We start from the raw sequence: 13848 nt of genomic DNA, 5'->3' as shown, positions 1-13848 counted from the left end.
TGTAAGTGGGTTCAGATTAACCAGCGCAACTTAACTCACCCTTAAATCTCTGCCTCGCGATAAAACTGCTCTTTGTAGGAGCGAGCCTGCTCGCGAAGCAGGCGACTCGATAACAACTTAGAAACCGTTCTTCTTCAGAACCTCATCAACACTGCCAACAGCCGGACGCTTGTAAAACTTCAACAGTTCACTGGCGCGGTTGGTGAAGATGCCATCAACCCCCGCTGCCATGACTTTCTCGTAGTCCACCGCCTCGTCGACCGTATAAACATGCACCAGCATGCCCTGATCGTGGGTGTACTGATTCATCCACGGTTGCACCAGGTCGGAATAACTCTGATCACCACCATGGGTCAGCTTCGCCGACGGGCCGGTGCCGATCGCGCCCTGCGCCTTGGCGTAATCGACCCATTGCTTGAATTCAGCTTCGGATTTTGGCTCCTGCTTGCCGTAGAACACGTTTTTGTCTTTCTCGCCGGACGCGGCAAACGTCACGGCGGATTTCGGCTCGATGCTGCCTTCACCGACCCACAACAGCAGGATCTTCGGCACTTGCGGCATTTCTTTCTCCAGCAGTTCAAGGCTGGATTTGTCGAACGTCTGCAGGATCACCTTGCCTTTGCCCTGACCGACGCCCAGCGCACTTTTCGCCAGTTTCGAACCGGCCGGACTGAGCCAGCCGCGATCCTGCAGTTTTTCCTTGAGGTCATGTTCGATGCCGGGAAACAGCTGCGGCTCCTTGGTCTCGATGTACAGGCCCGGCTTGTGCTGCGGGTTGGCGCGGGCGATGTCGATGATTTCATCGAGGGTAAGAATCTTAAGCCCGGCGTAGGAGGGGCGCGCGCGATCCGGGTACTTGGTGTTGAACCAGCTGCCGGCATCGAGGGTTTTCAGTTCGGCCATGGTGAACGCAGTGGCCGGGCTGTCCTTGCGCTCGGGGAATTTGCTGGCGACGTCGGTGGTGCGTTGCAGGTTGTCGTCGTGCAGGGCGAAGAGCACGCCGTCCTTGCTGCGCTGCAAATCCATTTCCAGGTAATCGGCGCCGAGGTCGCGCGCCAGTTTGTAGGCCGCAGCGGTGGATTCCGGGGCATCGAACGACGCGCCACGGTGGGCGATCACCGCTGGATGCGGAATGCCGTGGGCGGCAGCGATTGCCTTGGGCTCCGGGTGGCTGTCGGCGTGCGCCTGACCGAGGCCGAACAACAGACTCAGCACCAGAGCGCTTCGGGTAAAAGTGGCAGGCATGGTCGAGTTCCTTTCGCAGGTTTTTTTCGAGACGTACCTTTTAACAATTGAAGCGCCGCAGGGCTATCGCCAGACCGACATAAACCGCGCAAAACGGAAATTTCCTGCACTTTTGTGGCGCTGTTTGCAGTACGCTTGCCCTCGGCAGACGCTCCGGCAGAGGGCGCGCCGCTGCGTTGCCCTGCGTGTAAACCATCGATCATCTTTCGTGAGGTTTACCATGCGCATCACCTCCCAACTCATCTGCCAGGCTGCCGACGATCTCAAAGGCTTCGTCGGCCTCAACCGCAAGACCGGCCAGTACATCGTGCGTTTCAGCGAAGATTCGTTCGGCATGGACGTGGCCGACGACGGCATCATCCCGGTCAATGAATTCGTCTGGGCACCGCTGTCGGACACCGCCATGACGCTCAAGCGCGAGTTGATTCAGCTGCTGCTCGATCAACATATCGACGAGCGCATCAACATCACTGAGCCGTTGCGGGTTTACATGAGCAAGGTTGAAGTGCCGGAGATTGTTGCGGTGCGGAGTCTGGTGCGCGGTTGAGGTTTTGCTGTGTGGTTGCGGGCCTCTTCGCGAGCAGGCTCGCTCCCACAGGGATTTTGTGAACGCCACAGATCCAATGTGGGAGCGAGCCTGCTCGCGAAGGCGGCCTTAGTTCTGGCACACGTGAGCGTGTAACTCGCTGGTCAGGCCTTCGATGCGCTCGGTGAGGGTTTTCGTCATTTCGGTAAGGCGCGTGTTTTGTTCCAGCAATGCCAGCAATTGCGCGGAATTCTTCGCCGCCTCAGCCTGACGTTCGGTATTGGCCAGTGCCAGCGCTTCGCGGTGCTGCGCATCGGCGTCGGCCTGCGCTTTATCGCGCGCGGCCTGACGGGTTTGTGCAAGCAGGATCAATGGCGCGGCGTAGGCCGCCTGCAGACTGAAGGCTAGGTTCAGCAGGATGAACGGGTAGACGTCGAATTGAGTCACGCCCCATACGTTGAGGCCGATCCATACCGCAACGATCAAGGTTTGCGCTCCAAGGAACAGCGGCGTGCCGAAGAACCGCGCAAAGGCTTCGGCGCGCAGGGCAAAAGCATCGTTGCCGAAGGTCGTATTCAGGTGGGCGTGGGGGCGGTGAAAGCGCAGGTGATCAATCGGGGCGTTGGATACTTCGGGTTTTTCGCTATTCATGGGGCACTCGGCGGGGCTTGGGACGTGTCGTCACTATAGCTCTGCGTTGTGGTGGCCGATCTTCGCGGGCTTGCCGCGAAGATCGCGACTCGTTCTATCGACCCTGCACAAACCTCAATTCGGCGCCCGCTCATTGGCAAACATGCTCACCGCATCCACCGCCTCACTGGCGCCATCGCGAATCTGCAGAATCACCGTGCCGGCCTGATTGGCCAGTTCCACGCCTTCTGCGGCGCGGTCGCGGGTGCCTTGCATGCTCTTGATCGCCTGCCGTGTTTCGCTCTGGATCAGGCTGATCATGGTGGAGATCTCGGCGGTGGAACCGCTGGTGCGCGCCGCCAGTTGCCGTACTTCATCGGCCACCACGGCAAAGCCGCGGCCCTGTTCACCGGCGCGCGCGGCTTCGATGGCGGCGTTGAGGGCGAGCAGGTTGGTCTGATCGGCGATCGCGCGGATGGTGTTGACGATGGCGGTGATCTGCTCGGAGCGGTCGCCCAGTTGCGCGATCAGCGTTGAGGACTGGCTGATGTCCTCGGCGATTTCGCGCATTTCGCTGGCAGCCTGTTGAATCACCTGCGTACCTTGCTCGGCGACTTTTCGCGTCGCTACCGAGATGTGATAAGCGGTGCTGGCACTGCGCGCGTCCTGCTCGTGTTGCTCGACACGGGCGGTAACGTCAGACGCGAACTTCACGACTTTGTACAAACGCCCCGAAGCGTCGTAGACCGGGTTGTAGTTGGCCTCCAGCCAGACGGTCTGACCGCGTTTATCCACGCGCTCGAACTGCCCGTGGAAGAACTCGCCCTGATTCAGGCGGCGCCAGAAATCCTGATAGGCGCTGCTGTTGACCAGCGCAGGGGTGCAGAACAAACGGTGATGCTGGCCCTTGAGCTCGGCGAGGTTGTAACCCATGCGCGTAAGAAAATTCTGGTTGGCGGTAAGAATGTTGCCGTCGAGATCGAACTCGATCACCGCCATCGCCCGATCAATCGCCTGCAGCTTGGCGTTGGCCTCGTTCTCCTGCTGCACCTTGGCGGTGACATCCATGGCGTACTTGACCACTTTGATCACCCGTCCCGACGCATCCTTGATCGGGTTGTAACTGGCCTCGAGCCAGACCGGCTGGCCTTTGCTGTTGACCCGTTCAAAAGTGCCGGACTGGAACTGGCCATTCTTCAGGCGCGACCACAATTCAGTGTATTGGGCACTGCGACCGAATTCCGGTGTACAGAAATGCCGGTGCGGCTGGCCGATCGCCTGGGCAGCCGTGTAACCCATGGTCTTGAGGAAATTGTCATTGGCACGTAACACCACGCCATCAAGATCGAACTCGATCAACGCCATCGAACGGTTGATCGCTTCGAGCATCGCAGCTTGGTCAAAAACGGTGTGTTGCAGTTCAGCGAGGGCGGCTTTCTGGCGATTGAAAAACATGCTTGCGATACTCGGGATTGGGGAAAATCAAAAGGATTCAGTGCCTATTCCTGCGCCGGCAGACCGAAATGCACAGACGGCATTCGGTGGTGACTGCTCAATGCCAGCGTTCCGTTACTGGCAGATGGCTACTTATACAAAACTTAATAAAGTTGTACAAGAAAGGAATTTTTCACGAGTTTGTATAACTTTTTGCGAGATTAGTTGTACGCGGCTCGACGCGTCAGTGATTCACCGCTGATACAGTGCCAGGAACATCTCCAGCGCCGACTCGGCAACTGCATTCTGCGCGTCTGGATCAAGGGCCGCGCGACCCAGCGAGATCTGCGGCCAGAACGCGAATGCCTTGAGCAAACCTTGTACTTGATGCGCGGCAAATTCTGGATCCACCGGTTTGAGCCGTCCGTCGGCTTGCGCTGCGCGTATCCAGACGGTCAGGCCTTCCTCGCGTTCGCCCATGCGCTCGATCATGTTCTGCGCACGCTCAGGGGAATGAATGGTTGCGGCAATTGCCACTCGGGCGAGGGTGAGAAAATTCTCGTCAGCCATCATCTGCACTTTTTCTCGCAGCATCAGGCGCAGCTGCTCATGCAGCGGTTGCTCGCGGTCGTAGCTCACCGATGGCTCGGCAATGATCCGCGCCCACAACTGATTAAGGATTTCGGCGAACAGCTCTTCCTTGCTCGGGAAGTGGTTGTACACCGTCCGCTTCGACACCCCGGCCGTGGCGGCGATCTTGTCCATGCTGGTGATTTCGAACCCGTGGGCACGGAATTCGGCGATCGCCGCCTGGATGATGGCTTCGCGTTTGCGATCGGTGAGGCGTTGTGGAGCGGTCATGAGCGGACTTCGGCAGAGAAGGGGCGGAAATTACACTCGGCAGTTTACTTGGCGCCGGCTTTGATGCAACCTAGAAACTACACCGCTCAGTGTAATGTTGCGTTAATCCTCGCACCTTACAAACCAGAGCGTTTGGCCTTTGCGTGCAGCTTGGCCATTTTCATTTCCCGTGGAATACCGTGCAGCACACGGTTTTTCGGAGTCGTTCAGCCATGGCCAATCCAGTCTCTCTCCCGGACAACACACCCACGCCTGAAGCCTCGCGCCAGGATCAAGGGCTGTTTCGCAATCATGCGCCGGTTCAGCGCGAAGGCCTGCGCAAAATGCTGCGGATCATGTGGAACATGATTTTCCACAAACCGCGCGACACCCGTCCGAGCGCCGCCATTCCTGTGCAACCGTTGACCCGTGAAGATCTGCTCGCAGCGCCCAATCACAGCGTTTACCGTTTGGGGCACTCGACGCTGTTGCTGAAGCTGCGCGACAAATTCTGGATCACCGATCCGGTCTTCGCCGAGCGCGCCTCGCCGGTGCAATGGGCTGGCCCGAAACGTTTCCATCAGCCACCGATCAGCATCGACGAGCTACCGCCGATCGAAGCGGTGATACTCTCGCACAATCATTACGACCATCTCGACTACGAAGCGGTGCTCAAACTCGCCGCCAAAACCACTTACTTCCTGACTCCGCTGGGCGTGGGCGACACCCTGATCAAATGGGGCATCGACGCCAGCAAGGTGCGCCAGTACGACTGGTGGCAGGGCACCGAAATCGCCGGTATCCGCTTCATCGCCACCCCATCGCAGCACTTCTCCGGCCGTGGCCTGTTCGACGGCAACAGCACGCTGTGGGCGTCATGGGTGATGATCGATGCCGACACACGAATCTTCTTCAGCGGCGACAGCGGTTACTTCGACGGCTTCAAACGCATCGGCGAACAATACGGCCCGTTCGACCTGACCCTGATGGAAACCGGCGCCTACAACGTCGAATGGCCCCACGTGCACATGCAACCGGAAGAAACCCTGCAAGCCCACATCGACCTCAAGGGCCGCTGGCTCTTCCCGATCCACAACGGCACCTTCGACCTGGCCATGCACGCCTGGCATGAACCGTTCGACCGCATCCTTGCGCTTGCATGGGAACGCAGTATTGCGATTACCACACCGCGGATGGGGGAGGCGTTCAACCTTGCGCATCCACAACGGGGGAGTGCGTGGTGGATGGCGGTTGAAGAGGAGGGGGAGGCGCTTGCTCAGAATGCCTGACGCGTTCGCCTCAAGCGAATACCACCTCAATACGGCCCTCTTTCCGTGATCGGGGGGCCGATTTGACTACAATTTGCACATCTCGCCCGAGACGTGAAAGGCATTCCATCATTTTGGCCTCACTGATTCCGCGAAATTTGCCACGCAACATTTCGGAAAGCTTGGGTTGTGATAGTCCCAAGATTTCTGACGCCTGAATCTGAGTGAGATGACGCGCCTTAATGATTGCGCCAATTTTCGCTGCGAGCTGCGACTTCACCTGCATTTCACTTGCATTGGGTAAGTCCAGATCGTGATAGACGTTTCCGCTACCTACTTCAATCTCCATGGTTTTCTGATCCTTTCGCATGTTCCTGGGCGGCTCGAAGTCTGTTTCTGATCAGATCAATGTCCGACTGGGCGGTTTTAATCCCGCTTTTCGACTTTTTCTGAAAGCAGTGCAAAACGTAAATTGCACTGCCAAAACGAACCGTATAAATGGCGCGGTAGGTGTCGGTGTCGAAGTCTTCTATCAACTCCAGGACACCTGCGCCTCCGAACCCTTTCAATGGTTTTGCATCTGAATACTTCAGGCCACATTGAGCCAGATCCAGTGCGTGACCAAAAACGTCTTGTACCCCTGTGGGCATCTGCTTGAGATCTTTTTTACTACTGCAGACCCACATAAGCGGCTTCCTTGCACTCATGCGAAATATACCTATTTTGGAATAATTATCAAATTGCCATTTCAGTCAGCCATCGCAAAATCCCCACGCCCCACCGATTCCCCCGCCATACCCTGCGCCCTGACACTGCGCCCCGGTGCAAACCCCGGGAAGAACACCAACCCCTGCGCTTCAAACCGATAAGCCAGTGCCAGTCTTGCGGCGTCCGCCACGTCCTGCTGCGCTTCGAACCGCTGGATATCTGCCACCGCCACCTCGGCTTCGCGCGACAGTTGCTCAACGCTCCAGCCCAGGATGGCGCGGGCCTGGACGCAGTGGGTCGGGGTGAACTGGAAAAGGGCAATGCGTTCGAGGACGTGGTTCATCGCAAGAGAGGCCATGGTGTGCTCCGGGCTCAAAAGTGCTGATTGAAAATGTACTGTGTTTTTGTACAGTTGTTTTCGGCCGGGATCAAACGCATTTTTCGAATTTGCCTAGTTCGTCGGCTCCAACCAGACGGACGGTGCCTGTCCCAGCACACGCCGAAACATCGTCGAAAACGCCGCCGGGCTCTCGTAGCCAAAGTCCAGGGCAATCCGCGTCACCGCTTCCCCTGCTGCCAACCGTGCCAACGCCTGCACGACGCACGCCTGCTGGCGCCACTGACGAAAGCTGAGCCCGGTCTGCTGCCGAAACAATCTGTTAAAGGTACGCAAGCTTATGTGTAACTGATCGGCCCAATCCTGCGGGGATTGATGGGTGTTGGGCATGTTCAGAAAGGTCTGACACAGACTGAGGAGCTTTCCTTCGGCGGGCATGGGAATGTGTAGGGCAAGGGGCGCGCTGCGTGCCAGTTCATGCAACAGCAAGTTGATCAGCATACCGTCGCGTCCGGCCTGGTCGTACATCAGTGGCACGTCCACCGCTTCCATCAGTAGATGCCGCAGCAGCGGCGACACGTTGAGCACTTGGCAGTCCGGCCCCAATTCCACGTTGCCCGGCTCGATGTAGAGGCTGCGCGTGCTCACTCCGAGCATTAATACCTCGTGGGCCACGCCCGGCGGAATCCACACCGCGCGCTGCGGCGGGACCACCCAATTACCGTTCCGGGTGCTGACTTGCATCACGCCGGTGGCGCCGTAGAGCAATTGCCCACGGCGATGCGTATGAAACGGGAGTAGGTGGCCGTGGGAATAATCGGTACCGATGGCCACGACCGGGCGAGGCGTGTGATCGAGCTGATTGATCGAAATATTGCGCATCAGGCGTGTTCCGGCGATTGGCGTAAACGCGAACATTATTGGCCCAACTACTGAAGCCGGCCAGTGCATCACGCTCTAATGTCCTGGGCTCCCCCGATCCTGGACGCCCACCATGTTCTACCTCCTGCTTACATTGTTCGGCTGCCTCACCGGCATTAGCGCCGTGCTCTTCGGTTTCGGCGGCGGCTTCGTCATTGTGCCGCTGCTCTATCGCATGCTCACCGCCAGCTACGCAGCCGACGACCCCATCGCCCAGTCGGCCATGCACATCGCCGTGGCCACCTCGACCTGCGTGATGATCGTCAACGCCCTGATCGCCACGCGCAAACACCAGCGCGCGGGCAATCTGCTCCGGGACTACCTCTGGCCATTGGGCGGGTTTATCGGCGTGGGCGCGGTCGTCGGCGCCATCGCTGCGATGTGGGTCAGCGGCCAAGTGATCCGCTACGCCTTCATCGCCTACCTGGGCGTGACCATCGTCGATTGCCTGCTGCGCCGAGGATTTCTCACACAGTCCCAAACCACATTCCCACGGCGGCTGACCACGACGGAAACATCGGCCGGCGGCGTAGGCATCGGCGCCATCGCGACCTTCCTAGGTGTAGGAGGAAGCGTCATGACCGTGCCGCTGCTGCGCCGTTGCGGGTTGAGCATGTCGCAAGCCACATCGATGGCCAATCCGCTCAGCGTGCCGGTAGCGTTGGCCGGGACGTTGACGTACATGGCGCTGGCCGGTTTCACCGGTGCTGATCTGGGTGTTTGGTATGTCGGGTATGTCGATGTGCTGGCATTTGCGCTGCTGACGGTTGGTTCGTTGCTGGGGATCAGATTGGCTGCGCGGTGGATTGGGCGGATACCGGATAGAATGCATGCCCAAATCTATGTTGGCTTACTTATGCTAGTGATGCTGGGTATGTGGACGAGATGAGCTAATGCGGTTAACCGGGTTAATCTTGCTGAGGTCAAACAGAACACACGGGGAACGTCATGTCGATCAGTGAAAGTGACTGGAAGAAATTCAAGCAACTGCGCAAAGTCGCGCTCGACCGTTTTTGCCAAGGCGTGCTCGCCGATACCAAGACAATCACTCAGCACGGTGCGCTGTCCGCCCATGCCCGTTACGGCATGATCTATGGCTTGATCAACGATCGAAACCACGACATGGCTCGCATGTTCGATGGACTGTCTCGTTCCTCCGCAATGTGGAAGCTGACCCTCATGATTTCGCATGATTTATTGACCGATGCGGAATTGTCGATTCTGAGCGATGAAGTACAGACGCGTATCTCTGATATCGAACGTCAGCGATATGAAATTGAGTGGGTCGAAGAGATCGTTCGAGATGACTGACCCAATGTCACCCGCGCTTCCAAGAGAACCTGAATGTTGATCTTTAATTGCACCGAAGCCGCCAGCAAGTTCTTCAGCCGTGTCCATAAAGGCAAAACGATCACGCCGGTGGACACCAAACCGCCGTCATCAGTTATTGAGGATGATGAGCTGAACGGCGCGGACGAACAGTGGCTGGTTCATGCGATCACTGTGCAGCGCAAACATGTGTTGTTGGTGCTGCACATCAAAACCCGCTATTGCGTGATCCTGGCCGATGCCAAAAAGGCCGACGCCGAAGGGTTTGTAGCGTGGTTTAACGAGCGTTGGCGCGAAGGTCTGATCCGCGATGCAATCAATCATGACCTCATGCAATGGGTTGATGCGGGGACAATGACCGATCGTCTCGAGCTGAGTCGCGAGTATCGTTTTTATCGCCGTGGCCATCGCAGCGCACAAAAGCACATCGAACAAATCGCCTGGTTTTTCGAGGATTGCACGGCAGAGTGGGGCTGTTTGCCCCAAGGCGAACGTGCAGCTATCGGTTTCGATGCGCGGATGAATTCGCAAATTCGAAACACCAAGGACCGAAAAGATTACTTTCGCCCTGATGAAGAAATGCTCGCTCATTGGCTGCGCCAGTATTGCGGAGTGGAAGATCTGGGCGTTCAGGCTCCACTTGAGCGACGCAGGGAGGCGGAGCGGGAGATTCGAGCGTTTGAAGAAGGGGCACGCATCAACTGAGCGTCACTCCAACCCCGGCGCTTCACGAATAATGAAGTGATCCAGGTTCTCCATATTGGCATTGAAGACCTCGAAAGGCTTTTCGGGGTTCTTCTTGCCGGGCACCTGCTTCAACTCCGGCGTCACCCCATAGAAGAAACAGAACAACGCCTTGTCGCTATCCACAGCGTGCTTGATCTCCTCCAAAAACGCCTTGCGCTTGCGGTAGTTGTCGATCAGCTTCTTGTTCAGATAAACGCTGACCGGATACGGCTTCTTCTTACTATCCTCGGGCTTCTTGAACCAGACCTTGTCTACGAAATCGATGCGAAAACTGGCGCCGCTATGGAAGTCCTCGATCTTCTTGATCCGCCCCCAATAAATCAGCCCCTTGTTGTCCGTCAGATATTCAATCTTCTTGAAGAACGAACTGTACGGCGCCGTATGCTCGCCAATCTTCAACGGCATGCGCTTGAGCAAATCCTTGTCGGCGAAGTTGGAAACAAAACACTCCACCGGATGCGCAAACACACTGGTCTTGTCCGGCGCCGACTCACGACTCGCCGACTCTTTACCAGCGTCCGCCGCCACCCGCACCGGATCATCCCGCAACACATCCGCCGCCCCCGCTGGCGTGGCAGGCTTGCGCACATACTCACGCCGGGTCAGCAATAACTCCGACGGGAAATGCTCCTCACGCCCGTCATCCACCTCGCCATGCGCCGTTTCAACGCCAGACGCTGAAGCCTTCAAACTCACATACGGACAACCCGCCACATGCTGCGTGGTCGGCAGATTCTTGAAGTGCGGCGTGCGCACGTAATTCACATTCTTCGCGTTGAACGTACCCAACTCGTTGGAAGCCTCGAACGCCGCACGACAGGCATCGTTGGGGCACTGGAAGTGTTCCTTCGCCGAGTCAAACGCCACCGTTTCATCGAAATTGAGATCGCGAACGTCATAGATCGACAACTTGTCGTCGAGGCTGAGGCAGTAGGCGAGATCGAATTTCATGGTGGGGCTCGGATCCTTGAGTGGGGGAGGGGTATTAATAGCGGGAGGCGGCGCGGGTTGCACTGATTGTTTTCAGGGTGAGGCGGAATCTGTGGGAGGCAGTCTGCTGGCGATTCTCGGCATCGACTCAATACCCAATCCCGACTCCCGGCCGGCAGCAACACATTTCAATCGTGGTGAGGGGATTTATCCCCGATGGGCAGCGAAGCTGCCCCAAGGATTTTTGGCCACAAAAAATCCGCTGCTGGAAAACTCAAACAGCGGATTTCTGAAACCATCAGCCTCCACGCAACAATCGCGAAGCCTTGCGCCACCAGGACTCATGGCGATTGAACGAATCATCTGCGAGCAAACACGGCATATCCCGCAACCGAATCCACGGCTCATCCTGCCAGTGCAACGTACTCAGCGACATCTGCGGCCAGCTCAGAACACTCAATGTCGGACGCTCAACCGAGCGCGCCGGACGAGCGTCACGCAGAGCAGGCACAACTTGATGCGTCAGCCACTCACGAAGCTGCCGATACTCAGGACAGTAGTGATAGATCAGCAGCGCATACACACCCGACTCACTCACCATCATGTGGTCCTCAGCTTCGCCATAGGTCTCTACGCGCATCATCTGCCGCTGATCAGTGTCGAGTTTGCGCAACTGACGTTCATCAAGATGTTTGCCCATCAACCGGCCCAGCTCATGGACGCAGAACCACGCCTGGTTCTCGACCAGAAGGGCGTGCAGGTGGGTTTTGTTGCGAGTAAATCGAGTCGGTAATAGTGGCTCAGACATGACAGGCCTCCGGAGTCGGAAGCAGCGAGGGCGTTCTATGGGTACAGCAATTCACCTTCATCATGAAGGTTTGATATTCAGGCATTTCCATTTACCTCTGGCTGCTTTCTTAGGGCATTCGTTAGGGTGTCGGGAGCTAAGAAACCCACCAGAGACGGGCCGGACATATTCCCCTTTCGGGTCTTGTATTCGCCCACTCCCGACATAACGGGATTTTTCGCAGGCGTAGAGAAACCGCAGACGAAAAAAAACCGCATGACTGTCGGGTGCGGAGGACCGCTCTGGTTTGTAGAGTTTCTTAGGCTCGGAGCTGAGGGTAGGGGCATCAGGGATGGTCGTCAACCAGCGACTTTTCCTACTGGTAATGAGGCGGAAGGAAACCTGGACAAAGATGCAGAGTAAATTATGCTGTGTTTATATCCAGTGCTTGATTGCCGTTGAATCCCGCAGCTGCCATATCCGTGTCGCCAAGACTCATCTCACGGAATCCAGGAAATTTCATTTACTTTGAAGTTCCGCGGGATAGAATGGTGACCATTCGTCACAGTTTTGACCCAGAGGAATTTCGGGCTCATGAATCTTTTTGAAACACCTTCTTTTGAATCCTTGAGCGAATCAACCTCGGGTTCGTACGAGCCTGAGACCCATCCCGCAACTGACCTAGCGCTGCTGCACAAGCTGCTGGAGATCTACGATCAAGGGCAGTTGGCTGAGATTCTCAACGATGTAAGTCCCGGCCACTGGTGCCGTGAAACCATCAATCGCTGGATCAAGGAAAAGGCGTCGCCGAAGCTCTCCCATATTGAGTTCACACGTCTCAAGGATTTGCTGCCCAAGCGCTTGAACCACAAACCTTCATTCACCTTTATTGATCTCTTTGCCGGCATTGGCGGTATCAGGAAGGGATTTGAAGCCATCGGTGGCGAGTGCTTGTTCACATCCGAATGGAACAAGTACGCCGTTAAAACGTACAAGGCGAACCACTACTGCGATCCTGCTCGCCATAGGTTCAATCTCGATATCCGCTCGGTCACGCTTTCTGATAAGCCCGAAATCAGTGACGAGGAAGCCTACAAGAACATCGATCGCGAAATTCCTGATCACGATGTTCTGTTAGCGGGCTTCCCCTGCCAGCCCTTTTCGCTTGCAGGTGTTTCCAAGAAGAATTCCTTGGGCCGTAAGCACGGCTTTGAGTGCGAGACCCAAGGCACTCTGTTTTTCGACGTGGCTCGGATAATTGCCGCGAAACGCCCGGCTGCATTCTTGCTTGAAAACGTGAAAAACCTGAAAAGCCATGACAAGGGCAATACGTTCCGGATCATCTGCGAAGCGTTGGATGAACTGGGCTACGAGGTTGCAGATGTCAATGCGCCAAAAGGCTCAGATCCCAAGGTCATCGATGCCAGACACTTCGTGCCGCAGCATCGTGAGCGAATCGTGCTCGTCGGTTTCCGCCGTGATCTCAATGTTCACCAAGGATTCACCCTGCGCGACATCAGCAAGCTCATACCAAAACAGCGACCTAGCTTCGGTGATCTGCTCGATAAGGACGTGGACGAGAAGTACATCCTCACCCCGAAGCTTTGGGACTATCTTTACCGGTATGCCGAGAAGCATCGTGAGAAGGGTAATGGCTTTGGCTTTGGTTTGACTCGTCCAAACGATGTCGCCCGTACGCTGTCGGCGAGGTACCACAAGGATGGTTCGGAAATCCTGGTCGACCGCGGGTTTATGGATACCTTGGATTTCAACAGTGAATTGAATCAGCTTAATCGCCCACGCCGATTGACTCCGCATGAGTGCTCGCGCCTGATGGGTTTTGACAAGCCGGGGGAAAGCAAATTTGTAATTCCTGTATCCGACACCCAAGCGTATCGACAGTTTGGTAACTCAGTGGCAGTCCCAGTTTTTGAGGCTGTAGCTCGGTTGATGAAGGATCGGATATTGGCCGCGAAGGAAAAAAACGCAGAAGAGGAACGACCGCAGTTGGAGTTTGCTCTTCCTGAGTAAGGAGAGGCATCTCCATCCAAGGTTTGGAGTAATTTTTTCTCGTCGACTCCCTCCACCAATGCATTAGATAGCTCAACGCGACCCTTGAGTTTGGAGTCCCCAAGGGTATACAAAG

16 protein-coding genes are annotated in these 13848 nt (G+C 56.6%); 6 read left to right on the top strand and 10 right to left on the bottom strand.

The genetic code is table 11. The annotated features are described in order from the left end of the window. Positions 1 to 117 precede the first annotated feature (117 nt). Positions 118 to 1245, bottom strand: a complete 1128-nt coding sequence (locus tag PspCFBP13508_RS06055) for a glycerophosphodiester phosphodiesterase (protein WP_137213967.1) — start codon at positions 1243 to 1245, stop codon at positions 118 to 120. Positions 1246 to 1465: 220 nt separating this feature from the next. On the opposite strand from PspCFBP13508_RS06055, the gene PspCFBP13508_RS06050 reads away from it, so the two are divergent. Further along, complete coding sequence (locus PspCFBP13508_RS06050; protein ID WP_130911174.1) at positions 1466 to 1792, top strand: DUF2025 family protein; 327 nt, start codon at positions 1466 to 1468, stop codon at positions 1790 to 1792. 108 nt (positions 1793 to 1900) lie between these two features. On the opposite strand, the gene PspCFBP13508_RS06045 is transcribed toward PspCFBP13508_RS06050, so the two are convergent. The 3 genes from PspCFBP13508_RS06045 to PspCFBP13508_RS06035 all read right to left on the bottom strand — a co-directional run bounded on the left by PspCFBP13508_RS06045 (position 1901) and on the right by PspCFBP13508_RS06035 (position 4696). Beyond that, positions 1901 to 2422 carry a DUF1003 domain-containing protein gene (locus PspCFBP13508_RS06045; RefSeq protein WP_137213966.1) on the bottom strand — a complete coding sequence of 174 codons (522 nt, stop codon included), beginning with the start codon at positions 2420 to 2422 and terminating at the stop codon, positions 1901 to 1903. 114 nt (positions 2423 to 2536) lie between these two features. Continuing rightward, on the bottom strand, positions 2537 to 3856 hold the full coding sequence (locus PspCFBP13508_RS06040; RefSeq protein WP_137213965.1) for a PAS domain-containing methyl-accepting chemotaxis protein: 1320 nt from the start codon (positions 3854 to 3856) through the stop codon (positions 2537 to 2539). A 231-nt stretch (positions 3857 to 4087) separates the two neighbouring features. Then, positions 4088 to 4696, bottom strand: a complete 609-nt coding sequence (locus PspCFBP13508_RS06035; protein ID WP_016773570.1) for a TetR/AcrR family transcriptional regulator — start codon at positions 4694 to 4696, stop codon at positions 4088 to 4090. A 212-nt stretch (positions 4697 to 4908) separates the two neighbouring features. Here PspCFBP13508_RS06035 and PspCFBP13508_RS06030 point away from each other — a divergent pair, with 212 nt between their 5' ends. Continuing rightward, positions 4909 to 5964, top strand: coding sequence for an MBL fold metallo-hydrolase (locus PspCFBP13508_RS06030; RefSeq protein ID WP_137213964.1), 1056 nt, complete (start codon positions 4909 to 4911; stop codon positions 5962 to 5964). A 10-nt stretch (positions 5965 to 5974) separates the two neighbouring features. On the opposite strand, the gene PspCFBP13508_RS06025 is transcribed toward PspCFBP13508_RS06030, so the two are convergent. The 4 genes from PspCFBP13508_RS06025 to PspCFBP13508_RS06010 all read right to left on the bottom strand — a co-directional run bounded on the left by PspCFBP13508_RS06025 (position 5975) and on the right by PspCFBP13508_RS06010 (position 7870). Next, positions 5975 to 6292 (bottom strand): helix-turn-helix transcriptional regulator, encoded by a 318-nt coding sequence (locus PspCFBP13508_RS06025; RefSeq protein ID WP_122602120.1) that lies wholly within the window; start codon positions 6290 to 6292, stop codon positions 5975 to 5977. Continuing rightward, on the bottom strand, positions 6282 to 6629 hold the full coding sequence (locus PspCFBP13508_RS06020; protein ID WP_263470472.1) for a type II toxin-antitoxin system RelE/ParE family toxin: 348 nt from the start codon (positions 6627 to 6629) through the stop codon (positions 6282 to 6284). The genes PspCFBP13508_RS06025 and PspCFBP13508_RS06020 overlap by 11 nt, the downstream gene beginning before the upstream one ends. A 62-nt stretch (positions 6630 to 6691) precedes the next feature. Beyond that, entirely contained in the window at positions 6692 to 7009 is a 318-nt protein-coding gene (locus tag PspCFBP13508_RS06015; protein WP_137213962.1) for an XRE family transcriptional regulator, read from the bottom strand. 93 nt (positions 7010 to 7102) lie between these two features. Then, entirely contained in the window at positions 7103 to 7870 is a 768-nt protein-coding gene (locus tag PspCFBP13508_RS06010) for a helix-turn-helix transcriptional regulator (protein ID WP_137213961.1), read from the bottom strand. 112 nt (positions 7871 to 7982) lie between these two features. Between PspCFBP13508_RS06010 and PspCFBP13508_RS06005 the strand changes: the two genes are divergently transcribed. Genes PspCFBP13508_RS06005 through PspCFBP13508_RS05995 form a run of 3 tightly spaced genes read left to right on the top strand, consistent with a single transcriptional unit; the run spans position 7983 to position 9943 of the window. Further along, positions 7983 to 8798: a sulfite exporter TauE/SafE family protein gene (locus PspCFBP13508_RS06005; RefSeq protein ID WP_137213960.1), complete on the top strand. Its 816-nt coding sequence runs from the start codon at positions 7983 to 7985 to the stop codon at positions 8796 to 8798. A gap of 59 nt (positions 8799 to 8857) precedes the next feature. Next, on the top strand, positions 8858 to 9220 hold the full coding sequence (locus PspCFBP13508_RS06000; RefSeq protein WP_137213959.1) for a hypothetical protein: 363 nt from the start codon (positions 8858 to 8860) through the stop codon (positions 9218 to 9220). Positions 9221 to 9253: 33 nt separating this feature from the next. Then, positions 9254 to 9943, top strand: a complete 690-nt coding sequence (locus PspCFBP13508_RS05995; RefSeq protein WP_137213958.1) for a hypothetical protein — start codon at positions 9254 to 9256, stop codon at positions 9941 to 9943. A gap of 3 nt (positions 9944 to 9946) precedes the next feature. Here the strand turns inward: PspCFBP13508_RS05995 and PspCFBP13508_RS05990 are convergent, their stop codons facing one another. Together PspCFBP13508_RS05990 and PspCFBP13508_RS05985 are read right to left on the bottom strand one after the other, a co-directional pair. After that, positions 9947 to 10936 (bottom strand): hypothetical protein, encoded by a 990-nt coding sequence (locus PspCFBP13508_RS05990; RefSeq protein ID WP_137213957.1) that lies wholly within the window; start codon positions 10934 to 10936, stop codon positions 9947 to 9949. Positions 10937 to 11213: 277 nt separating this feature from the next. Further along, a complete protein-coding gene (locus PspCFBP13508_RS05985; RefSeq protein WP_137213956.1) occupies positions 11214 to 11723 on the bottom strand; it encodes a Bro-N domain-containing protein in 510 nt (169 codons plus the stop codon). 573 nt (positions 11724 to 12296) lie between these two features. Between PspCFBP13508_RS05985 and dcm the strand changes: the two genes are divergently transcribed. After that, a complete protein-coding gene (gene dcm / locus PspCFBP13508_RS05980; protein ID WP_137213955.1) occupies positions 12297 to 13733 on the top strand; it encodes a DNA (cytosine-5-)-methyltransferase in 1437 nt (478 codons plus the stop codon). The last annotated feature ends 115 nt before the right edge of the window (positions 13734 to 13848 follow it).

The organism is Pseudomonas sp. CFBP13508 (assembly GCF_005233515.1).
In the GTDB taxonomy this organism is placed as follows: Bacteria; Pseudomonadota; Gammaproteobacteria; order Pseudomonadales; family Pseudomonadaceae; genus Aquipseudomonas; species Aquipseudomonas mercuritolerans.
The sequence above is the reverse complement of the archived record's forward strand: the minus strand, read 5'-3'. Positions and strand labels throughout refer to the sequence as shown.